Origin of the sequence: Salinicoccus albus DSM 19776 (genome assembly GCF_000385175.1) — a bacterium.
Classification (GTDB): Bacteria; Bacillota; Bacilli; order Staphylococcales; family Salinicoccaceae; genus Salinicoccus; species Salinicoccus albus.
On sequence record NZ_ARQJ01000030.1, the window covers coordinates 145,974 to 172,036 of the forward strand.

The following is a 26,063-nucleotide window of genomic DNA, read 5'->3' on the forward strand; positions in this document are numbered from 1 at the left end:
GTGTATCGTTTAAAATATAATGATTGAGAAAAAGTACAGTCCAAATGCCCGTGGACAATGTGCGGCGGAAACGGTGATCTTTATCCCTGTTTCCTGTATAAAATGTCTGACGGTTAAGCTGTAATGAGAGGGTTTGAAGTTTGATATGGAAAATAATTTTTGGCATGAGCTGCCACGGCCCTTTTTTGTTCTGGCACCGATGGAAGATGTGACGGATGTCGTCTTCCGCCATGTGGTCAGTGATGCGGGCCGGCCGGATGTGTTCTTTACAGAGTTTACAAATTCTGAGAGCTATTGTCACCCGGATGGATACCAAAGTGTGCGGGGACGATTGACCTTTACTGAAGATGAACAGCCGATGGTTGCGCATATATGGGGAGATAAACCAGAAAATTTCCGGCAGATGAGTATCGGCATGGCAAATGAAGGATTCAGCGGCATTGATATCAATATGGGCTGTCCGGTGCACAATGTGGCAGCTAACGGCAAGGGATGCGGTCTGATCCGCCGCCCGGATGTTGCGGCTGAACTGATACAGGCAGCAAAAGCCGGCGGCCTGCCAGTGAGCGTAAAAACCAGGCTTGGATATACGGAGCCAGACGAGTGGGCAGAGTGGCTGACACACTTATTGAAACAGGACATTGTTAACCTTTCTATCCACCTGCGTACTAAAAAGGAAATGAGTAAAGTGGATGCGCATTGGGAATTGATTCCAGAGATCAAAAAACTGCGTGATGCGGTTGCGCCGGACACACTGCTCACTATCAATGGCGACATTCCTGACCGGCAGACCGGCCTGAAGCTTGTGGAAGAATATGGTGTTGACGGTGTGATGATCGGACGGGGCATATTCGATAACCCATTCGCATTTGAGAAAGAGGCGCAGGCACACAGCAGCCAAGGATTGCTTGATCTCTTAAGGCTGCACCTGGATCTCTTTGATGAATATTCGAAATTGGAACCGCGTGCGTTCAAGCCCCTTCGCCGTTTCTTCAAAATTTATGTCCGGGAATTCCGGGGCGCGGGTGCCCTTAGAAATGCATTGATGGAGACAGAAACGACAGATGAGGTGCGTGAGCTGCTGGACAGCTTTGAAAAAAAGGACTCGATAAAAAAAGAAGCTGAAGTATAATCAGCTTCTTTTTACTTTATAATTCAGTTCCACGAATTGATTATAGGTTTCTGTTCCGGTCAGTTCCAGATCCAGGTGGTATTTCCCTTCCCTGAACAGCGGGATGCCCTCGCCGATGATCACGGGTGCTACAGTGACTGTGATCTCGTCGATCAGATCTTCCTCCAGGTATTGCTGTATCAGTTCACTGCCGCCCATCACCCAGATTTTATCCCCCGGCTTTTCCTGCAATTCCGCAATCAGTTCGGCGACATTGTCCCTGGCAAATCTCACGTCTTCGTTATCCGGGATGTCAGATCTCGTATATACATAGCATTCTTTCCCTTTGTAAGGAAAAGATTCCAGTTCCTGGTCCAGGAGCCAGTCGTAAGTCCTTTTTCCCATGATGATCGTGTCTGCCGTGCCGTAGAATTTGGAGAGGCCGTTATCGCCCTCACCTTCAATATTATACAGCCATTCCAGAGAATCTTCTTTTGTGGCGATGTATCCATCAAGTGAGGCTGCGATGAATAAGACTACTTTACGATTATTCTTCATAATGATCATCCCTTTACAAGTCTTCCTCATCTATAATCTAACAATTTCAAGGACTGACAACAAATGAAAAATCAAGAAACGGGCCGGCGGGCGGTATATAATTTCTTTCAAGAGACCAGCATATGCTTTTATCTTTGCGGGAAATATACTATACTAATATAATATGATTTAATTTGAAAAGAGGTAAATGATATGAAAAGGGTCGACAGTATTGTAGATCTCATCGGAGATACTCCCGCTGTAAAACTTAACAGGATAGTGCCTGATGGTGCGGCGGAAGTATATGTAAAGCTCGAAATGTCAAATCCGAGTAAAAGTGTCAAGGACCGTGCGGCTTACAGTATGCTTAAAAAAGCTGAAGCAGAAGGAGTGGTCGCCCCCGGCGGTACGATTATTGAACCCACCAGCGGTAACACCGGTATCGGTCTGGCAATGAATGCTGCAGCCAAAGGATATAAAGCCATCTTTGTGCTTCCGGACAATTCTACGGCGGAACGCGTCAATATTTTGAAAGCTTATGGTGCAGAAGTGGTGATGACACCTGCGGAAGAGAAAATGCCGGGTTGTATCAGAAAAGCGAAGGAATTGAATGCTGAGATACCGAACAGCTTCATCCCGCAGCAGTTTGAAAATGCTGCGAATCCTGATATTCACCGCACGACAACTGCGATTGAAATACTGGACCAGATGGATAGGGATCTGGATGCATTTGTGGCAACTGCAGGTACCGGCGGTACGATTACCGGCACTGGAGAAGTTTTAAAGGAGCATCTGCCTGAGCTTCACATTGCTGTGGTTGAACCTGAGGGTTCTCCAGTACTTTCCGGCGGTGAACCGGGCAAGCACAAGCTTGTAGGTACAAGTCCCGGGTTCATCCCGAGTATTTTAAATACTGATGTGTATGATGAAATCATTCAAATTAAAGATGAAAATGCAGTGGATATGTTTAAACGGATGGCGCGGGAAGAAGGTGTCTTCGTCGGTCCGTCCGCAGGCGCTTCTGTGTATGCTGCTATTGAGGTGGCGAAAAAGCTTGGTCCGGATAAACGCGTGATCTGTATCGCCCCAGACAGCGGAGAACGCTATTTGAGTATGGATCTTATGGATGAATAGTTAACAGGACGGCAGAATATGATCTGCCGTTTTTTTGTGTCTAACGCTTGGCAAAAAGCCAATTTTTTAATGTATAGTGACAGTAACAACAAAATCCGGGAGTGTTTATATTGGAGAGAATTATCACGATCGAAGATATGCATTGGCAGCGTAACAGAGAAGGGATTTTAAAATCTGTCAACTGGAAAGTGGAGAAGGGTCAGCATTGGGCAATATTAGGTTTAAACGGCTCAGGTAAGACATCACTGCTGAACGTGATAACCGGTTATAATTATCCAACATCAGGCAGAGTCAATGTGCTGAATAATGAATTCGGCAAATCAAGCCTGCCCGAAATGCGTAAAAAAATAGGATATGTGAGCAGTTCTCTGGGCAGATTCGCCTCGACGATGAATCGTGAGATGACAGAGAATATCATTGTCAGCGGCAAATACGCGTCCTTCGGCCTTTATCACGAAGTGGCTGAAGAAGATTGGCATCGCGCATATAGAATCATGGAAGAAATGAAGCTTTCCTATTTGCAGGGAAAAACGTATGACCGGCTGTCCCAGGGCGAACAGAGAAAAGTGCTGATCGGAAGGGCACTGATGAGCCGGCCACAATTGCTGATATTGGACGAGCCATGTGCAGGGCTTGATATTCTGGCAAGGGAGGATGTGTTGAACATGACCGAGCGGGTGGCACAGGATTCATGCCACATTCTCTATGTCACCCATCACATTGAGGAAATCACTGAATCCATTTCCCACGTATTACTGATGAGTGACGGTGAAATTGCCGCCAAAGGTCCGAAATCGGAAGTGTTGGCAGACAATACTTTAAGCAGTGCCTTTAAGATTCCTTTGAAAGTACACTGGGAAGCCGGGCGGCCATGGATGGCAATCCGTAAATAATGTTTATTGGAGGGGCGAGATGATAAAAGGACATCACCACATTTCAATGTTCACGAAGGATTTAAAAGAAATTAACCAGTTTTACACTGAAATTCTGGGGTTAAGGCGGGTCAAAATCTCTGTCAACCAGAGTGATCCGGGGATGTATCATGTGTTTTACGGCGATACAACCGGCACAGCGGGCAATGATCTGACATTTTTTGAGATTCCAAACATCGGCAGTACACATAAGGGGACGAATGCCATAACAGCAATTGGCCTGCTGGTGCCCGGACGGGACTCATTGATCTACTGGCAGCACCGGGTGGCTGATTTAGGTACTGATGTCAGTGAAATTTTTGATTATGCAGGCACAGAAGCAATCGAATTTCAGGACATTGAGGGGCTCAAGCTTGTCCTGATCAACCACGGCAGCCGGGCAATTCGAGAAAATTGGGAGCCTTGGGCCGGTAATGATGTAGACCCGGCACATATGATCCTCGGCATGGGGACTGTTGAACTGAGTGTGCATGAAAAAGCCGAAACCGTGAACCTTCTGACGGAACTTTTCGGTTATTCGAGTGTTTATGACAATGGTACAGAAACACTGCTGCAATCAGTTGCGGGAGAAGTGTTTGGGGAAATACTGGTCAAGGAAATAAAAGGGAATCAGGAACGTCCCGGCAAAGGCAGTATTCACCACATTGCGATTCAGTCGAAAGAAAAACCGCTTGAAGAATGGGACTCTTTGATCAAAGAACGCGGATTTCTCACTACGGGGATAAAACGGCGGTACTACTTCGACAGTCTGTACTTCAGAGATGATAACGGAATTATGTTTGAGATCACAGGGCCTGACGCCCGTGGATTTACGGCAGATTCCTCAATTGAAGATCTGGGGACAACTTTGGATCTTCCTCCCTTTCTGGAAGACCGAAGGGCAGAAATCGAATCCAGGTTAAGACCGATAGAAGCGTGGACGTAAAATTGGGGCCGGGACAAAACTCGATAAAAAAATACTTATTCCCACCCTCTTAAATTTAACCTGTTTCTATTTAAATCATTGGATTGAATATGTAAATGAGAAGGTAATGATATAATATGATTGAAATTATCAAATTCTTTCTAGAATGGGGTCATTTATGGTTACTTTCTTACAACTGATTTTGATTGGTGCAGTTTCAGCCATTATTCTCGGGGGTGTGATGAAAATCATCCGAAAGTTAACAGATAATAAAGCAGATATTCTGCTTTACAACATGGATTATATGCCGGTGCTGAAACGCTGGAGTGATAAGTGGATTACGGGTGTGATCTTTCATTTTGCCACTTGTATCTGCAGTGTGGTCGTTTTATATTACCTGCTGATTCCATTCGGGCTGGAACTGGTCTTATGGCCGTATATACTTGTGTTTACTGCTGGCGGCGCCATATTATACTTTTTAAGTGCACTGACAAAGACACCGCCGGCATATAATGATTTTGCAGCCTGGTTCAGCTGGACCTTTGGTCACTGTATTTTCGGTATTTCCGTCGGGTACTTTATTTCAATCTGGATATGATGGATTTATTGTAAAATACGAAAGGATGAAAGCTGGCTGAATGTCTTGATAATGATAAATTCAGTCTTTAAAATATGCAGGCATACATATAATAGAAACAGAGTGTATGGATAAGGAGTGACTTGTGTGTCAAAGCAGAATTCCGAAACACATACTGTTAAAATCGATGGCCTGGACAAAAAAGGCTCCGGGACGGGCACAGTATGGCGTGATACAGGCGGAAGCAATCCACGCAAACTAAAATTGATCGTGCCTCAGACTTTAATCGGGGAAACGGCGAGAGTGACAGTGCAGCATCCAGACCGCAAGACCGCAAAGGTGCTGCCGGAGGAGATAATGTCAAAGAGCTCTGAAAGAACAGTACCGGCCTGCCCGCATTTTGAAATGTGCGGGGGCTGTGTATGGCAGCACTGGGGTTACCGTTATCAATTGGACCATAAAACGGAGGAGGTTAAGAAATTTCTCGGCCGGAACGGTTTTGATACGACGGCAGTCAATGACACCATCGGTACGGGAGACCCATGGGAATTCCGCAATAAGATGGAATTCACTTTTGGCAGGGATGGCGCCCTGGGCCTGCATGAACTCGGTAATTTCAGAAATGTGATAGACCTTGATACCTGTCTCATTGCAGAACAGGATATGGTGGAAGCGATGCTGGAAGTGTCCGACTGGCAGAGGGCGCACAGTCTGAGTGGTTATGATAAGGATCATCACGCAGGTCTGCTCAGGAATTTAATGGTGCGGCAGTCACAGCATACGAAAGAACTGATGCTGGCAGTATTTGCAACCGAGTCACCGGAGGGCGCACTTGAAGCGCCGGTTGCGGACCTGATCAACCGTATTACGGACAAATTTCCGCATGTAAAAAGTCTCATGTGGATGGAAAACAGAGATTGGGCAGACATCACACAGTCAGAAAAAACGCATATCTTATATGGCAGGAGCTACATTAATGACGAGATGTATGGTTATCAGTACCGCATATGGTTTGATACCTTTTTCCAGACAAATCCCAGGCAGGCTGAGAAACTCGTCGATCTTGCAATTGAAATGGCGGACGCCGGGAAAGACGAAAGCATGATCGACCTGTTCTGCGGTGTCGGTACTTTCTCACTGCCATTTGCCGAAAGAGTGAAGTCGCTCGCAGGTATTGAAATTGTAGAAACTTCGATAGAATCAGCAAAAAGAAACGCCAATGATAATGGCATAAATAACACCTATTTTCTTGCAAAAGACGCCAGGCGCGGCATGGATGAAATTTTAAAAACATGGGGAGTTCCCGATCTGCTTATGCTCGACCCGCCGCGTTCAGGTGCAGGCGGTAAAGTCATGAGACGGATCGGCCGTCTGGGAACTGACAGAGTGGTTTACGTATCGTGTAACCCCGAATCATTTGCTGAAGATATTTCATGGCTGAGCGCATATGGTTACGAACTCGAAAAAGTACAGCCAGTCGATTTATTCCCGCACACAGTCCATGTAGAATTGGTCTCATTATTGAGAAAGACGAGATCCTCTGAATAGTGGGGCGAGCAATCACCGGAAAAGAAAGGGATCCAGGTGATTGCGGATGAAATCAGCTTCAGAGGATTTGAACATGGTTCAATGATGATCAATTTCCCGTGTAAGCAGCCGATGGATTATGCTCTGTTAGCGGCCCCACCGATTATAATATTGAAGACAACAAAGATACCGAAACATATTGGAGAAAATGAGCATTGCGGCCGGAACTGCGGTTCCGGCCATTTCTGTATGTATCTATAAAAATGTATGATTAAGCGATAACATTTCGCTCTGACTGCAATTTATGTTTATAATTTAGGTAATAGGGCAAGTAAGCGCGTGGTTAAAGGAGACGGATATGAAACAGTATAAATTCAAGGTTTCTTTAAAAGATGATCTCGCTTCAATATTGATGATTAACGAGCAGGGCGAAAAGGTTGGAGACATTCAAAGGGATGTCATGAGAAAATGTGATGATCAGTTTACTTATACCTATACACCTGTAAAGGCCGACAAAGTGACCATGGGGATGAAGACCCGTAAATTAAGGGATTTGAACATCGCCAAGTATATACTCGTTACGAGTGAAGGTACGACAATTTTCAAAGAGCGTGCCGGCAGTAATCTGCTCAGATTCAGAGTGGATGGCAAAATTAGTGATAACTTTATCAGTATAGAAGAGAATAAAGACGGTGGTATGGAGTTGATTTTAGACAATGTATCCATTATTACAGTAACAGATGGCCCCGGTAATGAAAAAACGGTCATTGAAATGGTGGATGATATTGATGAATATTCGATCGTTTTTGCAGTCAGTGCTCTGATGTTCTTCATGTATAAGCTTTATAAAAGAGAATCCTGGTATATTGAAGAGATGCTGACCTGAATCCATGGGCAATATGTCTAAACTTTGTGTTAATTAAATCGTTATAAGGGTATAGATAATCACAGGTTAAATTGACTTATAACAGGAGGGTTACAATGACAAAAGTTGCAGTTGTCACAGGCGCCGGAGCTGGTTTGGGGAAAGGGATCGCGGAACGTTTGGCCAAAGACGGATTCCAGGTGGTCATTAATGATATTGATCCGGAAACAGTCAAGTCAACGGTGGAAGACTTCAGGGAGAGCGGATATGATGTGATGGGTGAGCAGGGCGATGTTTCCAAAAGAGAACATCAATTCCTGCTTGTTCAAAGAGCTGTAGAGGAATACGGACATATCGATGTGTTCGTCAATAACGCCGGTATTGATTTTGTCTCTCCATTTCTGGAGGTAGACGAAGCGCAGTTAAACAAATCATTTTCCGTCAATGTCAATGGGACGGTTTTTGGTACACAGGCTGCAGCAGAGCAATTCATCACCCAGGGCACAAAAGGGAAAATCATCAATGCCTGCAGTATTGCAGGTCATGAATCCTATGAAATGCTCTCAACGTATTCCGCGACAAAACATGCTGTCAGATCATTTACACATTCAAGTGCCAAAGAACTGGCGGCAGATAATATCAGGGTCAATGCATATTGCCCCGGCGTTGCAGACACGGCCATGTGGGACCGCATCGATGAAGAGATGGTTAAATACAATGAAGATATGGAGCCCAGGGATGCCTTCAAAAAATTTACAGGCGATATTTTGCTTGGCAGACCGCAGGAAGCTGAAGATGTAGCAAATCTGGTATCATTTCTTGCTTCAGATGATTCGGATTATATTACCGGGCAGACAATAGTGACAGACGGGGGATTGGTTTTCAGGTAAAAATGAACAGGAAAAAGCCAGGTCAAATCAGAAGGGCGCAAATATTTACATCATCCATACCGTGGCACAACAAAAAGCCCTTCAAAAAAAGAAAGTGTCATATCGTGAGCCGGTCAAATATACCGGCAAAACCCAACAGGCGCAAGCCTTCGAGTATATCAAAGTCAAAAAACAAACTATGTATTCTTTAAAACTATTAACTACTTTGTTTAGTAGTACTCAGCGTAGATATAAACGCATGCGAAATCAATTACGTTTGGCACGCATCGAAAACATCAAAGCAGCAACATTCAACAACCATATCGTACCGGAACGGGTTGATCAGCAGTTTAAACCGTTCTTCAGTGATGCCCAACTGACCGCTTTATATAAAACTGCCATGAATAGCCTCGAAACCTTTGATCTTGATGCAGAACAACAGACAGAGGCCATAATATATGGCATGGAATCGCTCGTAAAAGCAATGAAACGCTACCACAAAAACGCCGGGCACCAGTCTACAATATCTATGCTTACTTGAATCGCACACTGCTCCATATTGGATTTAATGCAGAGTTCTATGACGACGTCTATGCTTATACAGACGCAGATAGTTTTAGAAAAATGACTGGCTGAATATGAAAACGGAAGCCATATAATTGTTTGCATATCCATATATGGTTTAAACCGTTAAAATTAAGCAATCACACATTACATGCATTTACCCGAGCACTCAAGCTCCGTATATTTCAGTCCATCATGCTTATCAGAACAACAGCAAAAATATATAAAAATAAAATACTGGGGTGATTATGCATCATACCATGCACACGAAATGACAAAAATCACCCGTAAAATCTCATTTAGCTTTGACCTCTCCAACAAAAACACGCGTGGTGTTGGAGAGGTCAAAGGTTGAATATAGTAATTTATTATGATTACGAATTGAGATGATGACGGGTCTGTATTTCTTTATAGCGTGTGCCTGGATTCTAATTAAAAAAATGAGGTTCCCCTGCATTTCCCCTGATTTTCACTCCCTTTTAGAAATCAGTTAGAAGTATTTTTTGTTCTAAATACTGAAAATCTTGTTGGATTTTGCGTATATATTTCTATATATATTTGTATTTTTACATCGAAAATCGAGCGTTTTTATATATATTTCTGTATATATTTGCCTAAATCTTATCCGGAAGAAAAATATGTCGGCACTGCCGACATATAGAGGGGTTTGAGGTTTTGTAGGAGGAAAATCCGGAAAAACCTCCTTATGCTCTTACTGGAATTAACAATTTTTAGATTCTGAGATTGTTTTTGTTTAACTTGGAGTGGGATATCCTTTCAAAGCTCAAATAAGCCCGTATGAGCGTTTAAATGATTTTAATGGGGTTTTTTATCGGTTTTAAGGATAAGATAATCCGTGAGGGGTGCACTTATACGTCGTTTACGACGTTTTTGTGTGAATCTTTCTCGCCTGCGCTTGGAATAAATATTTTTTTATGCTATTTCAGTGCCATAACATGCTTTATGTGCTTTATAAATTTGATAAGATAGACCGATTATTGTTGCGTTAGGTAAATTTTTTGCAGCATTTTTGACTACTTCTTTGAGGTCAGACCATGTCCAGTTTGGATTATTTAATAATGCTAAGACAGTTGTTGCATCTTGAGCTATTTGTTTATAGCTTGCCCCTATATGAGCAACCATACATTCTGAAGAAGCGTTTGCTGCTTGTGCAACTTGATTTTCTAAATTAGATTCATTAGTACTTTGAGCTTTTCTAAGTTCTTCAACATAAGCATTTACTTCTTTTTCAATTTCTTCTTCAGTTTTTCCATCTGTAATTTCATTTGTGTTTGCACTAGCATATGATGAAAAACTTGTGTTTAGTATACTTGTTACTAATGCAAATGTTAAAACGATAGAGATAACTTTAAAATATTTCTGGGTTTGTTGCATAATCATTCTCCTTTTTATTTTATTGTTATTTCCTTAATCAGCAGATCTAATTTATAAATAAAGTTTCAAGGGGATTTTAATATGAATAATGATTATGAAAAAAATTAAATAATAATAAGTGGAGAAGGTTAGTAAGTGGAATACTTTTTATTGGGTTTTATCTTATTTTAGAAATTTAAATGTGATAGAGGATACTGGAGTTATTATTGGGATTTTAATAATAATTTTGGCCGCTGTGATAATCGATAATATCGTAAGAATGATTTTTAAATTATTTATAAAATAAAAAATGATTTTTAAAACTAGAAAATTAGGTAATATTAAAAATAATTTACTGGATAACGTACTAGGTATTAATAATCTAAGGAGTGAAATTTATGAATAACATTTCAATGACAAATGAGGACTTTCAAGAATTAAAAGATTTAATGAATCAGCTTACAGAACGTATGAATAGAATAGAAGAAAATAATCAACCTGTATTAGAAGAAAAGAAAAAAACAAAGAAAGATCAAGCACTTGAGGCGGACGATGGAGTTCAAGGTCAAAAGCGTACTAATAAAGTTAAAGTTTTGAATTTAGTGAACAGGTTCGGAGTGATAACGAACAAGCAACTTTTTAAATATTTTGAGGGAGAGATTACTAATCATACAATATATAAAATACTATCAGAATTAGAAGGTATGCGATACATTTCAAAAGGTAACATTGGGCGTGTTTATTATGTTTATATAAGACCAAGTGCAGATTCTGTAGTTAGTGAGCCAATGTATCGGTTCAAGCAACTTAATCAAAACGAATTATTGCATGATTTAAGAGTAAACAATTATTTGATTCATCAGTATAAAGAATCTCAAAAAGATGTACTGACTTTGAGTGTATCATTTAAAACTAAAAGAGAGCTGATTGAGGAAGCCCTAGTTGAAAGGGAAGATGAAATGACTGATTCTAACTATACTCGGGAGAGAAATAAACTAAAACAGCATATGCCGGATGGCATTTTAATTACAGAGAATATTGACGATAGTATCAGTCGAATCGCAATAGAATATGAATTGACAAAAAAAGCGAAAACTACCTATGAAAAAATACTGAGCAGATATTACAACATGATTGAAAATGGAGAAATTGACTTCATTATATATATAGTTAAAGGCAGTCGGATTCGACCGAAAATTGAACAGGTAATGAGTGAACAAGATTATCATTTTAGAATCATTTTCAAAGATGAACATGAAATTTTCGAATAGATATGGCACTTTTGGAAAAAGACAAAGTGTGTTAAAGCGCCCCCGTTAGAAGATAACATTCAGTAGTTAGTCAATTTAACGACCGTTATTTATTTTTTCAGCTAATGATTGAGCTTTGTTTGGCTCGACTCCAAATTCTATTAATTCATTAGGTGTTACTTCAGGTTTCTTTTCGTTGGCCTCTACAGAGAGACTAGAGCCTAATGATATAGTGAGGACTATCATTAGCGTAAATAAAATTGGGTATTTGATTTTTTCGATATACTGCATCTAAAATTCCTCCTTAATGTCTATTTAAGTATAATCATCCCATAGATGTAATAAATTTCAAACAGTAAAGGAGTAGATAAAATGAAAAATAAAAAATTGTTAGAGTATATAGACATTACTTCAATGATTTTTAGTTTCTTTTCAGTCTTTTTGGTTTCAAATTTAATGGTTATCTTCTTTTCAGAAGGAACTGGAGATTTGGGTAAGAATATATTTTTATCTTTTTTTTATATGAGTTTCTTGCTTTTTGTTTTGGTAGTTATAAATAAGGTAAAAGAGAATCATGAAAATAACAAAGGGTAGCAAAGAGGAATCTTTGCTACCCTTTAATCTTGATACTAGATGAGAAAATTTTAAAGGATGTAGAAAAATCGAATAATATTAATCATGCTATTGCTAAAGCTAATAAAAAAGTATTAAAAAACATCAAGTCATCTCCGTTTTTTTTTATTTAGTGTTTGATTATGATGTTACGAGAGAGATCTGTTTATGCCGAGAAAACTTTTGGTGGGAAAAGCAACCCTAAATAAACTAAAATGCCTACCGACAGCTTTTGGGTTTTTAGGGTTGCCGTTGGTTCACACCAAAAGGAAATTGGAATAAATATTAAAGGTAATGGTCGTGTTTAGAGTTGGCTTCTTTTATGCATGTGTAGTTTATCTGTGCGTAAAGAGTAATTAACCCTGGGACTGTAAGGTTAAATCCTTTTTTAGCAAGTTCTTTTACAGCATATAAGATATTACCTGCAGCTATTGCATTAAAGATTGAATCTATCGCTGATGATCCGAATTGGTCTTTCAAGTAATTTTTAGCGCAAGTATCTCGTGCATTTTCCCAATCTGGATTTACGTTGCTAGCGGCAGCTGTGGCTATATTAGGATTAGTTTTGCTAGTTAGTAGATTTTTTTGTTCCAATGATGTTTTAATTTCTTCGTAATTTTCATTGTCTCCGAGTAGTTTTTCCAGTTGTTTTTCATTAATTAGCATAGTGTTATCTTCCATAGTCACACTGCTTTTTTCTAGAGCACTGAGGATTTCACTTGCTTTTTCATATTCTAATTCCTATGTGTTTGCAGAAGCATTCACAGATAAAACATTTGATAGAGTTAAAACTAATGCTAAAGTGAGTAGAATTGGTTTTAAAATAAATTTTTTTGACATGTTTGTTTTCTCCTTTTATGTATTTTAAAGTGCAAGTTTGTCATAGTTGTTTTTCTTGTCAATAAACACAAATTAAGAAGAAAAACCAAGAGGAGTGATTTTTTGCAAAAAGGAACGAAAAGAGCAGGAATTTTTATGATTTCATCAAGCGTATTACTTTTAATATTAAATATGATTTTTATAGTGGTGACCTGGTCATGGATAACGAAGTTTTTTATTATATTCTTTCAATCTTTTTTATTATATTTGGGATTACACTTTTGATTATAAGAAATAAAGAAAATAAAAAAATGAAAAAGGAGCTGGGACAAAAAGCCGCTGAAAACTAAGAAAAAATGGCGATGCATCTCGATAGAAAAAAGACACGGTTTTGTGGGAAACCGTGCCTAAGCCATGAGGTGTACTCATTTTCTAGTCACTTATTATCATACAATAGTGAAGGGGATTTAAGTAAAGTTTTTACCCTGTTTAGCTGTGTAATGATCTATTACAACTTTTGCTATCTGCTTACTTCGGCTTCTCATATCCTTTTGAGCGTCCTTTTCAATCTCTTTAACTATATCTTTAGGCAAAATGCTTATCCTTTATCATTGGAATTATCAAATAGATAAGGAGTGAGTTACATGAAAACCGTTATATCGGTTCTCCCGGATATCATATTTACTACAGCCGCAGTAACATTTCTTGGTGGAGATATCTTAATCTTGGTATCAACCTATTTATACAATGTAATGAGTGTGGTGGTCACAGATGGATAAACTGTATGAGTTATTAGATCTCACACGGAAGAACACTGCAGAGGCTGAACGTATAGCACAGCGACTGGAAGCACTCAACAAAGAGATGGCACAGGGTCGCAAGGAGGGCGACAGATGGCGTTTAAAGAAGCACTAGAGGTTATTTATGCAGATGCTGGCACACATTACAGAGGAATGATTCATGAAGCAATACGATATATACACTATTAAACTGGAGGAATTGAAATGAATCACATAATGACTAAAGAACAGGCACATGCACTAGCAGGCTGAACGTCCACAATCATGCGTCACTTGAGCTTACAGAACAATCTGTATGACTTCCTGCCCGACCCTAAGCGAGCACCTAAAGACGATATACTGATGGCTTATGCCCGTCTGTATGAGGCACTGGATAGTGTATTTGATATCAATCAGGGATTAGAAAGCGAACTGGACGACATAGCAGCCGCACTGTACGACCTGGGCGATCAGATAGAAGAACAAAAAAATGACTGATGTCGCAAATCACGACATCAGCCTCAACTAACTAATATTATAACAAAGCCTGCACTTAATTGTGTGATTTGACCCGGCTTTTTGATGCTATTTCCGCTCGTCATCTTCTATGACGTCCGGTGCTTCTTCTTTTGTATCACCAGTATTTTTTACAATCCGGTAGTTATCTTCATAGTCGTAATTATCTCTGGCCTTCTGTCTCGCCTCTGCCGCTTCCCGGTTTTTCCTGTCTTCCACTTCTTTTTTGGTGATGATATCCCCGTTTGGTGTCATATACTTTTTATTCATGTTGCGGGTTTCTTTATCAAAATAGCTGTAGAAGACTGGGATGACAAACAATGTGAAGAAAGTACTGCTGACGAGCCCGCCAATGACGACGATGCCCATCGGGCTGACAAGCTCTCCACCTTCACCCATGCCGATTGCAAGCGGCAGCATGCCGAGTGCAGTTGTTGTGGCTGTGATGACGATTGGTCTGAAACGGTCCTGTACACTGATTTCAAGTGATTCGAGTGTCGTACTGCCTTTTTCTTTCTGCTGGTTCGTATAATCGACCAGTAATATCGAGTTGTTCACGACAATGCCCAGCAGCAGTATGACCCCAACGAATGCCACGATACTCAGCGGGTTATTTGTCACCAGCAGTGAGAGCATAACTCCGATAATACTCAATGGTATCGCAAAGATCACGACGAACGGGTGCTTGAATGACTCGAATTGTGCGACCATTACGAGATAGATGAATACGATGCCGAGGATTAATGCGAGCAGCATCTGAGGCAGCGCATCTGTCAGCATTTCAAGATCTCCGCCAATCGAGTAATTGGTTTCATCGTGGTAATCGGCGCCATCAATGATTCCCTGAACATGACTGCCGGCTTCATTCAGTGACATATCCGACGCATAGGTGATTGTCAGTGTTGATGTTTCTTCCATACTGTCACGGTTGATCAGCGGCAGCATATCCGCTTCTGTAAGTTCGGCAACCTCCCCGATTGGGACATATTCACCGTCAGAGTTCGCGATTTGAACATTTTCAAACGCTTCAACGCTTGTGGTGATATCATCCGGGTATTTGACATTGATGGTCAGGAATCCATCTTCAGAATTTACTGTTGAAGCCTGTACACCATTGGAAGCTTCATACAGAGCAGAACCAATCTGTGCCGGCTGTAATCCATTTTCCCTGGCAGCTGGCCTGTCTACCTGTACCTGCAGCTCCTGGACCATCTCTTCACGGCTGGATGCGACATTCTCAATCTGTTCATCCTCTTCCAGTTCACTGATGATGGTTTCTTCTGATTCCTGCAGTCTGGTACTGTCATCGTCAGATACGTTTACTGACATGGTATTCGGTTCGGAACCGGTGCCGGATTGGGACATTGGAACGATATTAATATCTGCATCCTGATCGACATTTTCAACTTCATCTTCGATGTCATTGATGAATTCACTAGTCGTTACATCCCGTTTTGATGCATCTACCAGTGTTGCAGTGATAGTGCCTGTGTTCGGTTCTTCAGCCATGCTCATCTGAGAGGAGGAACCGACTGAACTGAGATAGATATCCACTGCGGATTGTTCTTCCAGTATCTCTTCTACCTGAGTCACAGTTTCCTGGGTATCCTCGAGTATTGTCCCTTGCTCTTTCTCGATTTCAACTGTCAGTGCCCCTTCGTCACTTGACGGGAGCAGGTTGATTCCCTGATTGATGATGCCAAGGATACCGCCGGCCATGAGGATGAGCGTGAGGATGAGCACAAGCAGCCGATGCCGTAATGACCAGCGTGTCATTTTGTTGATGACGCTCATATAAGGTCTGCTTTTACGTTTTTCCTCCATGTTTTCTTTTGGCGCTTTGAGCAATCTGCTGGCTAACATCGGTACGACAGTCAATGCGACAAATAATGATGCAAACAGACTGAATGCAACGGTGATGGCAAGCGGTGTAAACAGCTGGCTGACCAGACCGCTGACAAATACCACCGGCAGGAATACAGCGGCAGTAGTGAGTGTGGAAGCTGTGATCGCTCCACCGACTTCTTTTGTTCCTTCACTTGCCGCTTGTTTAGGGTCTTTGCCCATCGACAGATGTCTGTATATATTTTCAATAACAACTACAGCGTTATCTACCAGCATCCCTATACCGAGAGCAAGACCGCCGAGTGTCATCATGTTGATGCTGATATTGGTGAAGAATAACAGCGCGAAAGTTGTAATTACTGAGAAAGGTATTGACAATCCGATGATCAGCGGAGACTTCAAGTTTCTCAGGAAGGCGAAAATGATGACCATTGCGAGAATCGCTCCGCTGATAAGCGCAGTCAGTACACTGTTGATGGAAAGATCGATGTACTCACCCTCATCATACAGCGTTTCTACAGTCAGATTGTCGTATTCATCTTCCTGGAGTTTCTCGTCCAGAATTTCATTGAATTCGTTGTTCACATTTGATGCGTTCGCATCGGAAGCCAGACTCATATCGATCTGCATTGCGTCATCCTGATTGAGCCGTGTGATGGAATTTGATTCCTGTTCAGCCAGGCTGACGTCTGCGACATCATTCAAAGTGACAGTGCCGGCATCATCCGGAAGGTCGGCAAGCACCAGTTCCTGCAGTTCTTCCACGCCGTCAATTTCACTGACCGTACGGGTGGAAATCGAAGTACGGTCCTCTGTATCTTCAATCGTGGCGTTTGGTATGGATATATTATTCGCTTCAATAATATCTGCGACATCACTCTGACTCATGTTGTATTGTTCCAGCTGCTCGGTGTCCAGGGTCACCTGGATTTCCTGGGTGACTGCGCCGCTTTCTGTAATGGAAGCAACGCCTTCCACATTCTCCAGTTCATCGATCAGACCTGAGACCTGACCCTGGTATTCTGTCACAGCTTCGCCTTCAGAGGCGACTGCCAGCTGTATACTTGGCAGCATGGATATGTCGAATTCCAGGAATGAAGGGGACTCAGCCTGCTCAGGCAGTTCTACGGAGTCAATGGCGCGCATGATGTCATTTTCCACTTCATCAATGGTCATGTCGTATCCGAATTCCAGCATTACGACTGATGAATTTTCCTGTGACTGTGAAGATATGTTTGTCAGCCCATTGATCGAAGAGAGTTCCTCTTCAACAGGGACGGTGACATCCTCCATCACTTCCTGCGGTCCGGCCCCTTGGTATGTAGTGGCAACGGCCGCAATGGGCGGCTGGACATTTGGCATTAATTGTAACGGTAATCTGGTTACGGAAACAGCCCCCAAGATCATCAGTACAAGCATTATGACGATTGTAAACTTAGGGCGTTTTATCGAGAAATTTGATAGTTTCAAGGTGATTTTCTCTCCTTTTTGGCAGTTCATAAAGCATCCAACAACGTGTTGTCCAATAGTATATGATAAGGTACATTATACACATCATCAATGAACAATTAAGGTAATTCTGTCGAAAAGGTGGGAATGTGTCCAAAATGAGTCGCAGACATGAAACGTATAATAACCTTATCGAGGCTTTCTGGGGTGTCTATAAAAAGAAACCGATCTCTAAAATAACAGTGAAAGAAGTGACTGATCGAGCCGGGTAAACCGCGGCACATTCTACAGCTATTTCACTGATATATACGAGGTGCAGGAGATATTGAAAGAATCCATAATGCCCGAAGAATCGATGATTATCGGTCCCTTGAAACAACTTGCAGAAGGCAATGGCAAAGTCATGGCATCCATTGAACGTACGAATGAGTATATCAGGAAAAACGGTGATATCATTGCTGTTCTGATCGGTCCGGAAGGCGATCCCAGCTTCGTATATGAATTCAAGATGAAAATACGGAAAATGATTATGAAATATGTAGGTCAGCAGGGCGTTAAGCATCCGGAACATATAGAGTATGTCATCGAATATCATATATCAGGAATCATCAATGTCTTCAGGTTATGGATGGAAAAAGAGGAAGAGATTGATGAGGATATCTTAAAACAAATGATGGAAGATGTTTCCCATAACGGTGCTGTTACAATTTTAAATTTACTGTTAAATGACAAAAAAGACAAGTAAAAGTTCTTGCTGGATGGATGCTTGTTTTTTGAAATCAGCCTGTATACTTTTATAGTTTGTCGAGTAAACTATAAAAGTATATTTTCTGATTATTCATTATTTTCGTGTTGTATGTCTTAAAATTTTATGATATATTCAAATCATTAATTAGTTTATCGGGTAAATTAATTAAGCACAGCTGTATCAAAGGGGCCCTTTTCGCAAGGTATATTTAATTTTTGTAAGCGATTACATTAGGGAGGGAGGTTATTATGGGAAAGTTAAATTTAGAAGGGGATTTTTCAAGAGAGAAGTATCATACTGCAAAATACTGGCAGATCGCACTTTTTGCACTGAATAACAGTGCGACCAATCTGTTCTTATTTGGCATAGGATTCATTACGTACTACACAACTGGTGTTGCCGGTCTGGCTGTCATAACAGTGAGTACGATACTGGGTCTGATGCGGGTGTTTGACAGTGTTACAGATCCGATCATTGGTTATATTATTGACAGAACGGAAACGAAATTTGGCAAATTCAGGCCGATTATGGTTATTGGCAATGGGATACTGCTCGTTACATTTCTGCTGATGTTCAATGTGCTTCATCTGTTTCCTCAAAATTTTCAGATGTTTGTGTTCATCATTCTGCAATTTGTATATATCCTTGGCTATACAATGCAGACAACAGTCACAAGGGCTGCACAGACAGTTTTGACAAACCACCCGCGACAGCGGCCTTTGTTTTCAATATTTGATGCTTTATTCACTTTGTCATTGTTCAGTTTTGGACAGGTGTATGCATCACAGTATCTGATCGACAAGTATGGGGATTTCACCTATAACTATTTCATAGAATTATCATTTACATTTGCCGGCTTATCAGCACTTATGACATTGCTTGCGGTTATAGCAATATGGAATAAAGATCGGAAAGAGTTTTACGGAATAGAGGAAATCAATGTCAAGACGAGATTCAGAGATTACCTGCCCGTACTGAAAAGGAACAGAGCATTGCAGATGCTTGTAATTGCAGCTGCAACCGATAAATTTGCAGCTATGTTCATGAATCAGCAGGTGGTGCAGGTGATGCTGTTTGGTATTCTGCTCGGCAATTTCGCATTGAGTGGTCAATTCAGTCTGATCGTCCTGGTTCCCAGTCTGTTCATTGTTTTCTTTGGTGTTAGATACGCCCAAAACTTAGGTTTGAAAAGAGCATTGGTCCTGTTTTCATATATTGGGGCCGTTTCGTTTTCAATACTATTCATATTAATGCTGGCGTTTGAAACAGAGGAATTCGCATTGGGCAACTGGGGCATTCTGTCAATTATATTTCTGATACTTTTCTCCATCGGCCGTGCAATCAGCACCTTAACACCGTCCATAGTGATACCGATGATTGGGGATGTTTCAGATTATGAAACGTATTCCTCAGGAAGATATATACCTGGCATGATTGCCGCGCTGTTTTCATTTGTTGATAAGCTGGTATCCAGCTTAGCTCCGTTCATTGTCGGCGCGCTCGTATCTATCATCGGTTTTGGAAATGAGTTCCCAACAGTGAATGATGAAATGACCACCGGTCTGCTGTGGGTTTCATTGATTACGGCACTTGGTTTTCCGATTCTTGGCTGGGTGATTTCGATTATTGCCATGAAGTTTTATCCATTGACTAAAGAGAGGATGGCTGAAGTTCAGGAGGAGTTGAACAATACGAAAAATTTCATACTGGATGCCAGAGATGAAAAGGCCGCAGAAGCAGAAGCTACTGAACGGATGGATGAGGACACAGAAGAAGATATTTCAAAAAAAGATAAGTAAATCATACTCACATAAGGAGAGATACAGATGCTTTATCCAATTACTTCGGAGACAAGAAGTGTTATTGACCTGTCAGGGATATGGAAGTTTAAAGTGGACGAGGGAGACGGCCATGAGCAGAAATGGTATCAACAGAAACTGGAAACGGATGAATATATGGCTGTACCGGCATCCTACAACGATACAGCAGTTTATGAAAAAATCAGGAATCACATCGGGACGGTCTGGTACGAAAAAGAGTTTACAGTGCCTCATATGCTTTTGGATGAAACAATCATCCTCAGATTTGGTTCTGTCACCCATAATGCTGAAGTTTATCTGAACGGGGAAAAAATCTCAGAGCATAAAGGTGGTTTTCTGCCTTTTGAAGTTACAGTCAATAAATATCTGGAGAATGGTAAGAACAGACTGACGGTTGCTGTGGATAATATATTGGATGAGTCCACATTACCGGTCGGGATATACGGCGAAAAAGAGGTGAACGGGCGGACTAAGAAATATAACAATCCAAATTTTGACTTCTTCAACTATGCCGGTATCCATCGTCCTGTAAAGATATATACAGTCCCTGATGTACATGTCACCAATCTGACAGTCTTCACAGAGAAGAACGGCAGTGATTATGCATTCAATTATAAAGTGGAAACCAATGAGCAGGTTGAAGCTGCAGAAATACAGGTGGTGGACGAAGCGGGTCACCTCGTTTTCGAAGGGGACGGACTGGAAGGCAGTGCCGGGATAGAAAATCCGCAGTTATGGCAGCCCATGGACAGCTATCTCTATGACTTTAATGTCTATCTCAAAGGCCGGAACGGCGAAGTCATCGACCACTATAGCCTGCCGGTGGGCCTGAGAACAGTCGAAGTGAAGGATGGACAGTTCCTGATTAATGGGTCACCGTTTTATTTCAAGGGATTCGGCAAGCATGAAGATACTCACATACATGGCAGAGGGTTCAATGAAGCGGCGAATGTCCTGGACTTCAATCTCATGAAATGGATTGGAGCAAATTCCTTCAGGACCGCTCATTATCCATACTCTGAAGAGATGATGAGACTGGCGGATCAGGAAGGTTTTATTGTCATAGATGAAACCCCGGCGGTCGGTGTCCATTTAAACTTTATGGCAACGATGTTCGGGGATGCAGATAAAAGAGATACCTGGGAAGAGATACAAACAGCCCAGCATCATAAAGATGTTATCAGAGATTTGATTGACAGGGATAAGAATCACCCGTCTGTGGTAATGTGGAGTATCGCCAATGAGCCAGCCTCTGATGAAGCAGGTGCATACGAATACTTCAAACCGCTGTATGATCAGGTGAAAATTCTTGATCCTGAACAGCGTCCGGCTACAATTGTAACGTACATGATGGCAACTCCGGATAAAGAAAAGACGGCAGATATCGTCGATGTATTTGCGATGAACAGATATTATGGCTGGTACGCCAACGGCGGGGACCTTGAAGATGCGAAAATCGGATTGCAATCAGAGCTTGATTTTTATCAGAAAAATTACCCGGACAAGCCCATTATCATGACAGAGTACGGTGCGGACACAGTGTCAGGGTTCCACGCTGTCGATCCGGTGATGTTCACTGAAGAGTATCAGAAGCTTTACCTCGAGGCCAATCATGAAATATTTGACCAGACAGTGAACTTTGTCGGGGAACATATATGGAACTTTGCGGATTTTGAGACCAGTCAGGGAGTGATCAGGGTTCAGGGTAATAAGAAAGGAATATTCACGAGGGACCGTAAGCCGAAATTGGCTGCACATTATATGAAAGAACGCTGGGAAAATATACCGGATTTCAATTATAAGAAATGATTCAAGCCCTCCAGGCCCGCAGATTAAATAATTGTCTGTAACCTGGGGGGTAATCTGTCCGATCAAGCATCACTGGAATGAAAAATCATTTATGTCTGGTATCATGGATATTGAAATCTAAATATTCAAGCAATGAGGGAGGCTTATATTTGAAATGTTTCGCTGTATTGCTGCCGATGAAAGATGAGGAGAAAAGCAGAAGTTTCAGAGACCAGCACTTGGCATTCCTGAGCAAAATGAGAGATGACGGAACGATATTGATGAACGGGCGATTCGTCGATGGCGCCGGAGGCCTTGTCATTTATCAAGGAGATTCGCAGGATGAAGTCGAGAAAATTGTCAACACTGATCCGTACATTATCAACGGCGCCCGTGATTACGAAATACATGAATGGGAAATGGTTTCCAATTATAATTTCTAGAGAGGGGTGTCGGTATGCAAATAGGTTTTATCGGTCTGGGCATTATGGGTAAACCGATGTGCGCCAATCTGCTTAAAAAAAACATGGACGTCTGTATCTCCAGCAGCACAACTTCAACGAATCAGGATCTGAAGAAGCAGGGTGCCAATGTGATGGACAGCTATAGTGAAGTGGCAAACAATTCAGAAGTGCTTGTACTGATGCTGCCAAACTCACAGGATGTCCATGATGTCATGATAAAGCACCAGTTGTATGAATCGTTGAAACCCAATGCAATCGTTGTGGATATGAGCTCAATCACACCGGATATGAGCAAACAGGTGGCTGAAGCACTCAGAACCGCCGGCTCGGAGTATATTGATGCGCCGGTGAGCGGCGGTGAGGAAAAGGCGGTCGAAGGTACACTTTCCATAATGGTCGGCGGCAGTGAGGGTTCTGTAGGGAAAGTCAGACCGTTGCTGGATATTATGGGGGCGAGTGTCACCCACGTAGGTGAAGTTGGACTTGGCAATGCGACAAAACTTGTGAATCAGGTGATTGTTGCCAATAATATCGCTGCATTATCAGAAGGTGTGGCTGTCGCAAAATCCCTGGGACTCGATCTGGACACCATGTATGAAGCGATTAAAGGCGGGCTTGCCGGAAGCAGTGTCATGGATGCAAAGACATCCAGGATGATCAATGATGATTATGCGCCCGGGTTCAAGCTGGATCTCCATATGAAAGATCTGAACAATGCTTTTGAGAGCCTGGAATCGAGTGATCAGAGTCTGCCAATCACATCAAAGACCAAAGAGATTATGTCCAAACTGATTGATGAAGGTAAAGGCGGCAACGATCACGGCGGACTTTATGAGTACTATAAATAACGATAAATATAAGTGGTTGCGATCGGTTCATTCCCGGATTAAGATTGCTTGAAAACAGGCTGGATCCGCTCAAGAAGAAGAAAAGAGGGCCGCGGCCACAATCAGTCGCAGATAACGGGCAGCATATATATAATGGTTTTTAAAACGATTGATAAAAAAGAAAACGAGTTCTGAAATTTGATCAGAACTCGTTTCTTGATGCTATTCATTCCACGGTGAGTGAAGGATGCATGTACAGAAGTTTTTATTTTCATAATCAGGTCTGAAGTGTTTCACGACATCTTCTTTCATGTTGCCAAATGTCGTTTCCGGTTTATGTTTGAAGCCTTCATAAAATGCCGGAATGATTTCCTGTTTGAAATTGTTTCTGGGGAAGGCGTCCAGTATCGCGTCCCTTTTCTCCGCAGGAAATTCGTCGAATCTGTCCCCCATGACGTCAAGGCCGACCCCATGGAAAAGCATCGCGACTTCAGCCTGCTTGTGCTCTGCAACTCCAGGTGTTGTATGAAGTGCTATTGCATCCCACACGAGCTGAACTGTATTGTCAGGGAGATTATAAGTCTCGAGGAACTGTCGTGCTGCATTTGCACCGTCTACTTCAAATCTTAAATCATCGCTCATGTACTTATCTGTCAGTCCCAAATCGTGAAACAATGCACTGACATACAGCAGTTCCGGTTCATGCTTTTGATTTTCCTTCCGGGCAAACTCAGCCCCGAAATAATATACACGATTTGAATGATTCCATAAGAGATCGTTCCCATGTTCACGCAGAATATCAGCTGCGTCTTTCGCCAATTGGGAATCTGGTGCTTTAATTCCTGCAATATCCTGAGTCATCTTGAACCTCTCCTTTACATACGGCTATTCTCAAATGAATGAGTTAATCCTATTATAAAGAACCTTTTCTAAGGATGTCTAATGAATCAGGTTATGCCTGCGTTTTACCTGAGTGATAAACATAATGTTTGAGAACCCTTATTTAGAGGAATAGACTTGATGTACAATATATTAAGGAGTTGAATTATTAATGAGTATCTATGAAGCAAAAGTATTTAACACCGGCGGCAGAGGCGGCGAAGTTCACAGTGAAGACAATTCCTTTAAAATGAGCGTGAAACAACCAAAAGAAATGTCCGGTGAGGATACAAACGAATCGAATCCGGAACAGTTATTCGCAGCAGCTTACAGCGCTTGCTACAACAGTGCCCTGGACGGCGTACTAAAAAAAGACGGCGCGGATGATGTAAAACGCACAGTCATCGCAACAGCCAAGCTGTTAAAAGATGAATCCGACGGCGGATTCAGACTCGGCGCTGAAATTGAAGTGGAATTTGAAGGTGTCGATCAGGCCAAAGCTGACGAATATGTGGAGCAGGCGCATCAGGGCTGCCCTTATTCAAAAATGACGCGCGATGGCATCAACGTCGACCTGAAAGCAACCGTAAAATAAAAATATTGAGAGTATATAAGGAGAAGGCTCAGCCTTCTCTTTTTTTGTGTCAAATCATTTGCGCATTATTTTATGGTATTTATTGGAATTAATGTTGAATAATGCAGTTATTTATCTAATACCTCCTTTTTATCCGATGAAAAAAGCAAAATGACCTTTTTTTTGTATATATAGAAGAAGGGCCATTTAAAGGAGGTTTTAAAATGTTTTTGAATGAAAGAAAAGAACCATTGGAATTACTGTATTATCGTGTGTTAAGACACAGGCGTCAGTTGAGTGATAAAGAGGCACGCAGTCTGTCTATTTATGAAAAAGGGTTTTCCGGGGAGTGTTTGTATGATGAAGTATTTGAAGAGACCGGTCATGACAATGTCTTTATATTCAGGGATATCTGGCTGCAGGTAGAGGCTGGTAATGTTCAGCTTGACAGCCTGATTGTCAGTGATGGAGAAATGGAGATTAATGAGATAAAGAACTACAGCGGAGAATATGTGTATCACGACGGAGTCTGGAAAATTCAAAACAGGAGAATTTCAGAAGATCCGATCAGTCAGTTGAGGCGGGCAGTCAACAAGTTAATCAAGGTGAAATTCGAAAAGAACTTGAGTTTTGATGTGAAAGGAAAGATCGTTTTCCCGAATCCGTATTTTGTGCTGGAGAGTGCAGAACGTTCTTCGTTGGAAATGATCGTTAAAAGGGAAAAATTAAAAAAATATATGAGAAGTTTCCGTATGAAGCAATCCGGACGATCAGCGGAAATGCTGGTTAAGGAAATAGCGGAAAGAATGGTTGAAAATCCATATTTTAAACCAAAAACCGATTTTACACGGTTGAGGCAGGGGTATTACTGTGTGCATTGCGGGAGTTTCGAAGTTGAGAAAAGGAGAGTCCATGTCATTTGTAAAAAATGTTTTTGCCGTGAAGTGTCGGAAACAGCGATCGTGAGAATGGCGGTAGAATTTAAACTGTTGTTCCCGGAAAGAAAGTTAACTGTGAATGAAATTTATGCTTTTTCAGGCGGTTTATTCCACAAAGATCATATTCAAAGGCATCTCAGCAAACATGGTACCCGCTCAGGCCAGGGGCCCACTTCTTTTTATGAGGTACACTCCTTATATTTGAAAGATTTTTCAATAGAGAACAGGTATAAGAGTTCGAATAAGCATCGTATAAGGTAGCGTCTCGGGCTTGAGAAATCGACGAGGCCGAGAAAGGGCGGAGTCTCAGGCTTGAGAAATTGACGAGGCCGAGAAAGGGCGGAGTCCCGGGCTTGAGAAA

26 protein-coding genes are annotated in these 26,063 nt (G+C 41.7%); 20 read left to right on the forward strand and 6 right to left on the reverse strand.

Annotation, left to right across the window (positions count from 1 at the left end):
* The first annotated feature begins 145 nt into the window (after positions 1 to 145).
* Positions 146 to 1,132, forward strand: coding sequence for a tRNA dihydrouridine synthase (locus G343_RS0110200; RefSeq protein ID WP_020008047.1), 987 nt, complete (start codon positions 146 to 148; stop codon positions 1,130 to 1,132).
* Here G343_RS0110200 and G343_RS0110205 read toward each other — a convergent pair whose 3' ends face one another.
* On the reverse strand, positions 1,133 to 1,669 hold the full coding sequence (locus G343_RS0110205; RefSeq protein WP_026366364.1) for a dihydrofolate reductase family protein: 537 nt from the start codon (positions 1,667 to 1,669) through the stop codon (positions 1,133 to 1,135).
* Positions 1,670 to 1,861: 192 nt separating this feature from the next.
* Between G343_RS0110205 and cysK the strand changes: the two genes are divergently transcribed.
* The 8 genes from cysK to G343_RS15450 all read left to right on the forward strand — a co-directional run bounded on the left by cysK (position 1,862) and on the right by G343_RS15450 (position 8,997).
* A complete protein-coding gene (gene cysK / locus G343_RS0110210; protein ID WP_020008049.1) occupies positions 1,862 to 2,782 on the forward strand; it encodes a cysteine synthase A in 921 nt (306 codons plus the stop codon).
* 110 nt (positions 2,783 to 2,892) lie between these two features.
* Positions 2,893 to 3,675 carry an ABC transporter ATP-binding protein gene (locus G343_RS0110215; RefSeq protein WP_020008050.1) on the forward strand — a complete coding sequence of 261 codons (783 nt, stop codon included), beginning with the start codon at positions 2,893 to 2,895 and terminating at the stop codon, positions 3,673 to 3,675.
* 19 nt (positions 3,676 to 3,694) lie between these two features.
* Positions 3,695 to 4,639, forward strand: a complete 945-nt coding sequence (locus G343_RS0110220) for a VOC family protein (protein ID WP_020008051.1) — start codon at positions 3,695 to 3,697, stop codon at positions 4,637 to 4,639.
* A 157-nt stretch (positions 4,640 to 4,796) separates the two neighbouring features.
* On the forward strand, positions 4,797 to 5,216 hold the full coding sequence (locus G343_RS0110225) for a hypothetical protein (RefSeq protein ID WP_020008052.1): 420 nt from the start codon (positions 4,797 to 4,799) through the stop codon (positions 5,214 to 5,216).
* Between the two features lie 126 nt (positions 5,217 to 5,342).
* Entirely contained in the window at positions 5,343 to 6,743 is a 1,401-nt protein-coding gene (rlmD, locus tag G343_RS0110230) for a 23S rRNA (uracil(1939)-C(5))-methyltransferase RlmD (protein WP_020008053.1), read from the forward strand.
* A gap of 337 nt (positions 6,744 to 7,080) precedes the next feature.
* Positions 7,081 to 7,608: a hypothetical protein gene (locus tag G343_RS0110240; protein WP_020008055.1), complete on the forward strand. Its 528-nt coding sequence runs from the start codon at positions 7,081 to 7,083 to the stop codon at positions 7,606 to 7,608.
* A gap of 95 nt (positions 7,609 to 7,703) precedes the next feature.
* Positions 7,704 to 8,477 (forward strand): acetoin reductase, encoded by a 774-nt coding sequence (locus tag G343_RS0110245; RefSeq protein WP_020008056.1) that lies wholly within the window; start codon positions 7,704 to 7,706, stop codon positions 8,475 to 8,477.
* Positions 8,478 to 8,715: 238 nt separating this feature from the next.
* Entirely contained in the window at positions 8,716 to 8,997 is a 282-nt protein-coding gene (locus G343_RS15450) for a hypothetical protein (protein ID WP_156823605.1), read from the forward strand.
* A gap of 956 nt (positions 8,998 to 9,953) precedes the next feature.
* On the opposite strand, the gene G343_RS0110255 is transcribed toward G343_RS15450, so the two are convergent.
* Positions 9,954 to 10,415 (reverse strand): hypothetical protein, encoded by a 462-nt coding sequence (locus G343_RS0110255; protein WP_020008058.1) that lies wholly within the window; start codon positions 10,413 to 10,415, stop codon positions 9,954 to 9,956.
* A 377-nt stretch (positions 10,416 to 10,792) separates the two neighbouring features.
* Here G343_RS0110255 and G343_RS0110260 point away from each other — a divergent pair, with 377 nt between their 5' ends.
* Positions 10,793 to 11,665 carry a hypothetical protein gene (locus tag G343_RS0110260; RefSeq protein WP_020008059.1) on the forward strand — a complete coding sequence of 291 codons (873 nt, stop codon included), beginning with the start codon at positions 10,793 to 10,795 and terminating at the stop codon, positions 11,663 to 11,665.
* 75 nt (positions 11,666 to 11,740) lie between these two features.
* Here the strand turns inward: G343_RS0110260 and G343_RS0110265 are convergent, their stop codons facing one another.
* Entirely contained in the window at positions 11,741 to 11,935 is a 195-nt protein-coding gene (locus G343_RS0110265) for a hypothetical protein (protein WP_020008060.1), read from the reverse strand.
* A gap of 81 nt (positions 11,936 to 12,016) precedes the next feature.
* On the opposite strand from G343_RS0110265, the gene G343_RS0110270 reads away from it, so the two are divergent.
* Positions 12,017 to 12,238 (forward strand): hypothetical protein, encoded by a 222-nt coding sequence (locus G343_RS0110270; protein WP_020008061.1) that lies wholly within the window; start codon positions 12,017 to 12,019, stop codon positions 12,236 to 12,238.
* Positions 12,239 to 12,541: 303 nt separating this feature from the next.
* Here G343_RS0110270 and G343_RS0110275 read toward each other — a convergent pair whose 3' ends face one another.
* Complete coding sequence (locus G343_RS0110275; RefSeq protein ID WP_156823606.1) at positions 12,542 to 12,937, reverse strand: hypothetical protein; 396 nt, start codon at positions 12,935 to 12,937, stop codon at positions 12,542 to 12,544.
* Positions 12,938 to 13,293: 356 nt separating this feature from the next.
* Between G343_RS0110275 and G343_RS15855 the strand changes: the two genes are divergently transcribed.
* Both G343_RS15855 and G343_RS15455 read left to right on the forward strand, forming a co-directional pair.
* Entirely contained in the window at positions 13,294 to 13,425 is a 132-nt protein-coding gene (locus tag G343_RS15855; RefSeq protein ID WP_020008063.1) for a hypothetical protein, read from the forward strand.
* Positions 13,426 to 14,139: 714 nt separating this feature from the next.
* Complete coding sequence (locus G343_RS15455) at positions 14,140 to 14,352, forward strand: hypothetical protein (RefSeq protein WP_156823607.1); 213 nt, start codon at positions 14,140 to 14,142, stop codon at positions 14,350 to 14,352.
* An 87-nt stretch (positions 14,353 to 14,439) separates the two neighbouring features.
* Here the strand turns inward: G343_RS15455 and G343_RS14565 are convergent, their stop codons facing one another.
* Positions 14,440 to 17,685, reverse strand: coding sequence for an efflux RND transporter permease subunit (locus G343_RS14565; RefSeq protein ID WP_156823608.1), 3,246 nt, complete (start codon positions 17,683 to 17,685; stop codon positions 14,440 to 14,442).
* Between the two features lie 304 nt (positions 17,686 to 17,989).
* Between G343_RS14565 and G343_RS0110315 the strand changes: the two genes are divergently transcribed.
* From G343_RS0110315 to G343_RS0110335, 5 genes are all read left to right on the forward strand, one after another.
* Positions 17,990 to 18,409, forward strand: coding sequence for a TetR-like C-terminal domain-containing protein (locus G343_RS0110315; protein ID WP_020008070.1), 420 nt, complete (start codon positions 17,990 to 17,992; stop codon positions 18,407 to 18,409).
* 251 nt (positions 18,410 to 18,660) lie between these two features.
* Complete coding sequence (locus tag G343_RS0110320) at positions 18,661 to 20,211, forward strand: MFS transporter (RefSeq protein WP_020008071.1); 1,551 nt, start codon at positions 18,661 to 18,663, stop codon at positions 20,209 to 20,211.
* A gap of 27 nt (positions 20,212 to 20,238) precedes the next feature.
* The gene (gene uidA, locus G343_RS0110325; protein ID WP_020008072.1) at positions 20,239 to 22,041 is read left to right on the forward strand and encodes a beta-glucuronidase; all 1,803 of its coding nucleotides are present in this window, start codon (positions 20,239 to 20,241) and stop codon (positions 22,039 to 22,041) included.
* 149 nt (positions 22,042 to 22,190) lie between these two features.
* Positions 22,191 to 22,463 (forward strand): YciI family protein, encoded by a 273-nt coding sequence (locus G343_RS0110330; RefSeq protein ID WP_020008073.1) that lies wholly within the window; start codon positions 22,191 to 22,193, stop codon positions 22,461 to 22,463.
* 14 nt (positions 22,464 to 22,477) lie between these two features.
* Positions 22,478 to 23,332 carry an NAD(P)-binding domain-containing protein gene (locus G343_RS0110335; protein WP_020008074.1) on the forward strand — a complete coding sequence of 285 codons (855 nt, stop codon included), beginning with the start codon at positions 22,478 to 22,480 and terminating at the stop codon, positions 23,330 to 23,332.
* 201 nt (positions 23,333 to 23,533) lie between these two features.
* Here G343_RS0110335 and G343_RS0110340 read toward each other — a convergent pair whose 3' ends face one another.
* Complete coding sequence (locus tag G343_RS0110340) at positions 23,534 to 24,172, reverse strand: HD domain-containing protein (RefSeq protein WP_020008075.1); 639 nt, start codon at positions 24,170 to 24,172, stop codon at positions 23,534 to 23,536.
* Between the two features lie 190 nt (positions 24,173 to 24,362).
* Here G343_RS0110340 and G343_RS0110345 point away from each other — a divergent pair, with 190 nt between their 5' ends.
* Together G343_RS0110345 and G343_RS14570 are read left to right on the forward strand one after the other, a co-directional pair.
* Positions 24,363 to 24,785, forward strand: a complete 423-nt coding sequence (locus G343_RS0110345; protein ID WP_020008076.1) for an Ohr family peroxiredoxin — start codon at positions 24,363 to 24,365, stop codon at positions 24,783 to 24,785.
* A gap of 203 nt (positions 24,786 to 24,988) precedes the next feature.
* The gene (locus tag G343_RS14570; RefSeq protein ID WP_020008077.1) at positions 24,989 to 25,963 is read left to right on the forward strand and encodes a nuclease-related domain-containing protein; all 975 of its coding nucleotides are present in this window, start codon (positions 24,989 to 24,991) and stop codon (positions 25,961 to 25,963) included.
* The last annotated feature ends 100 nt before the right edge of the window (positions 25,964 to 26,063 follow it).

Excerpts from the sequence above, each read along its gene's own strand:
- G343_RS0110200 (WP_020008047.1), top strand. The coding sequence starts at position 146 with ATGGAAAATAATTTTTGGCATGAGCTGCCACGGCCCTTTTTTGTTCTG.
- G343_RS0110265 (WP_020008060.1), bottom strand. The coding sequence starts at position 11,935 with ATGCAGTATATCGAAAAAATCAAATACCCAATTTTATTTACGCTAATG.
- G343_RS0110320 (WP_020008071.1), top strand. The coding sequence starts at position 18,661 with ATGGGAAAGTTAAATTTAGAAGGGGATTTTTCAAGAGAGAAGTATCAT.
- G343_RS0110240 (WP_020008055.1), top strand. The coding sequence starts at position 7,081 with ATGAAACAGTATAAATTCAAGGTTTCTTTAAAAGATGATCTCGCTTCA.
- G343_RS15455 (WP_156823607.1), top strand. The coding sequence starts at position 14,140 with ATGCGTCACTTGAGCTTACAGAACAATCTGTATGACTTCCTGCCCGAC.
- G343_RS0110275 (WP_156823606.1), bottom strand. The coding sequence starts at position 12,937 with ATGGAAGATAACACTATGCTAATTAATGAAAAACAACTGGAAAAACTA.
- G343_RS0110260 (WP_020008059.1), top strand. The coding sequence starts at position 10,793 with ATGAATAACATTTCAATGACAAATGAGGACTTTCAAGAATTAAAAGAT.
- G343_RS0110205 (WP_026366364.1), bottom strand. The coding sequence starts at position 1,669 with ATGAAGAATAATCGTAAAGTAGTCTTATTCATCGCAGCCTCACTTGAT.
- uidA (WP_020008072.1), top strand. The coding sequence starts at position 20,239 with ATGCTTTATCCAATTACTTCGGAGACAAGAAGTGTTATTGACCTGTCA.
- cysK (WP_020008049.1), top strand. The coding sequence starts at position 1,862 with ATGAAAAGGGTCGACAGTATTGTAGATCTCATCGGAGATACTCCCGCT.
- G343_RS15855 (WP_020008063.1), top strand. The coding sequence starts at position 13,294 with ATGGATAACGAAGTTTTTTATTATATTCTTTCAATCTTTTTTATTATA.
- G343_RS0110220 (WP_020008051.1), top strand. The coding sequence starts at position 3,695 with ATGATAAAAGGACATCACCACATTTCAATGTTCACGAAGGATTTAAAA.
- G343_RS0110225 (WP_020008052.1), top strand. The coding sequence starts at position 4,797 with ATGGTTACTTTCTTACAACTGATTTTGATTGGTGCAGTTTCAGCCATT.
- G343_RS0110345 (WP_020008076.1), top strand. The coding sequence starts at position 24,363 with ATGAGTATCTATGAAGCAAAAGTATTTAACACCGGCGGCAGAGGCGGC.
- G343_RS0110270 (WP_020008061.1), top strand. The coding sequence starts at position 12,017 with ATGAAAAATAAAAAATTGTTAGAGTATATAGACATTACTTCAATGATT.
- G343_RS14570 (WP_020008077.1), top strand. The coding sequence starts at position 24,989 with ATGTTTTTGAATGAAAGAAAAGAACCATTGGAATTACTGTATTATCGT.
- G343_RS0110340 (WP_020008075.1), bottom strand. The coding sequence starts at position 24,172 with ATGACTCAGGATATTGCAGGAATTAAAGCACCAGATTCCCAATTGGCG.
- G343_RS0110255 (WP_020008058.1), bottom strand. The coding sequence starts at position 10,415 with ATGCAACAAACCCAGAAATATTTTAAAGTTATCTCTATCGTTTTAACA.
- G343_RS15450 (WP_156823605.1), top strand. The coding sequence starts at position 8,716 with ATGCGAAATCAATTACGTTTGGCACGCATCGAAAACATCAAAGCAGCA.
- G343_RS0110335 (WP_020008074.1), top strand. The coding sequence starts at position 22,478 with ATGCAAATAGGTTTTATCGGTCTGGGCATTATGGGTAAACCGATGTGC.
- G343_RS0110245 (WP_020008056.1), top strand. The coding sequence starts at position 7,704 with ATGACAAAAGTTGCAGTTGTCACAGGCGCCGGAGCTGGTTTGGGGAAA.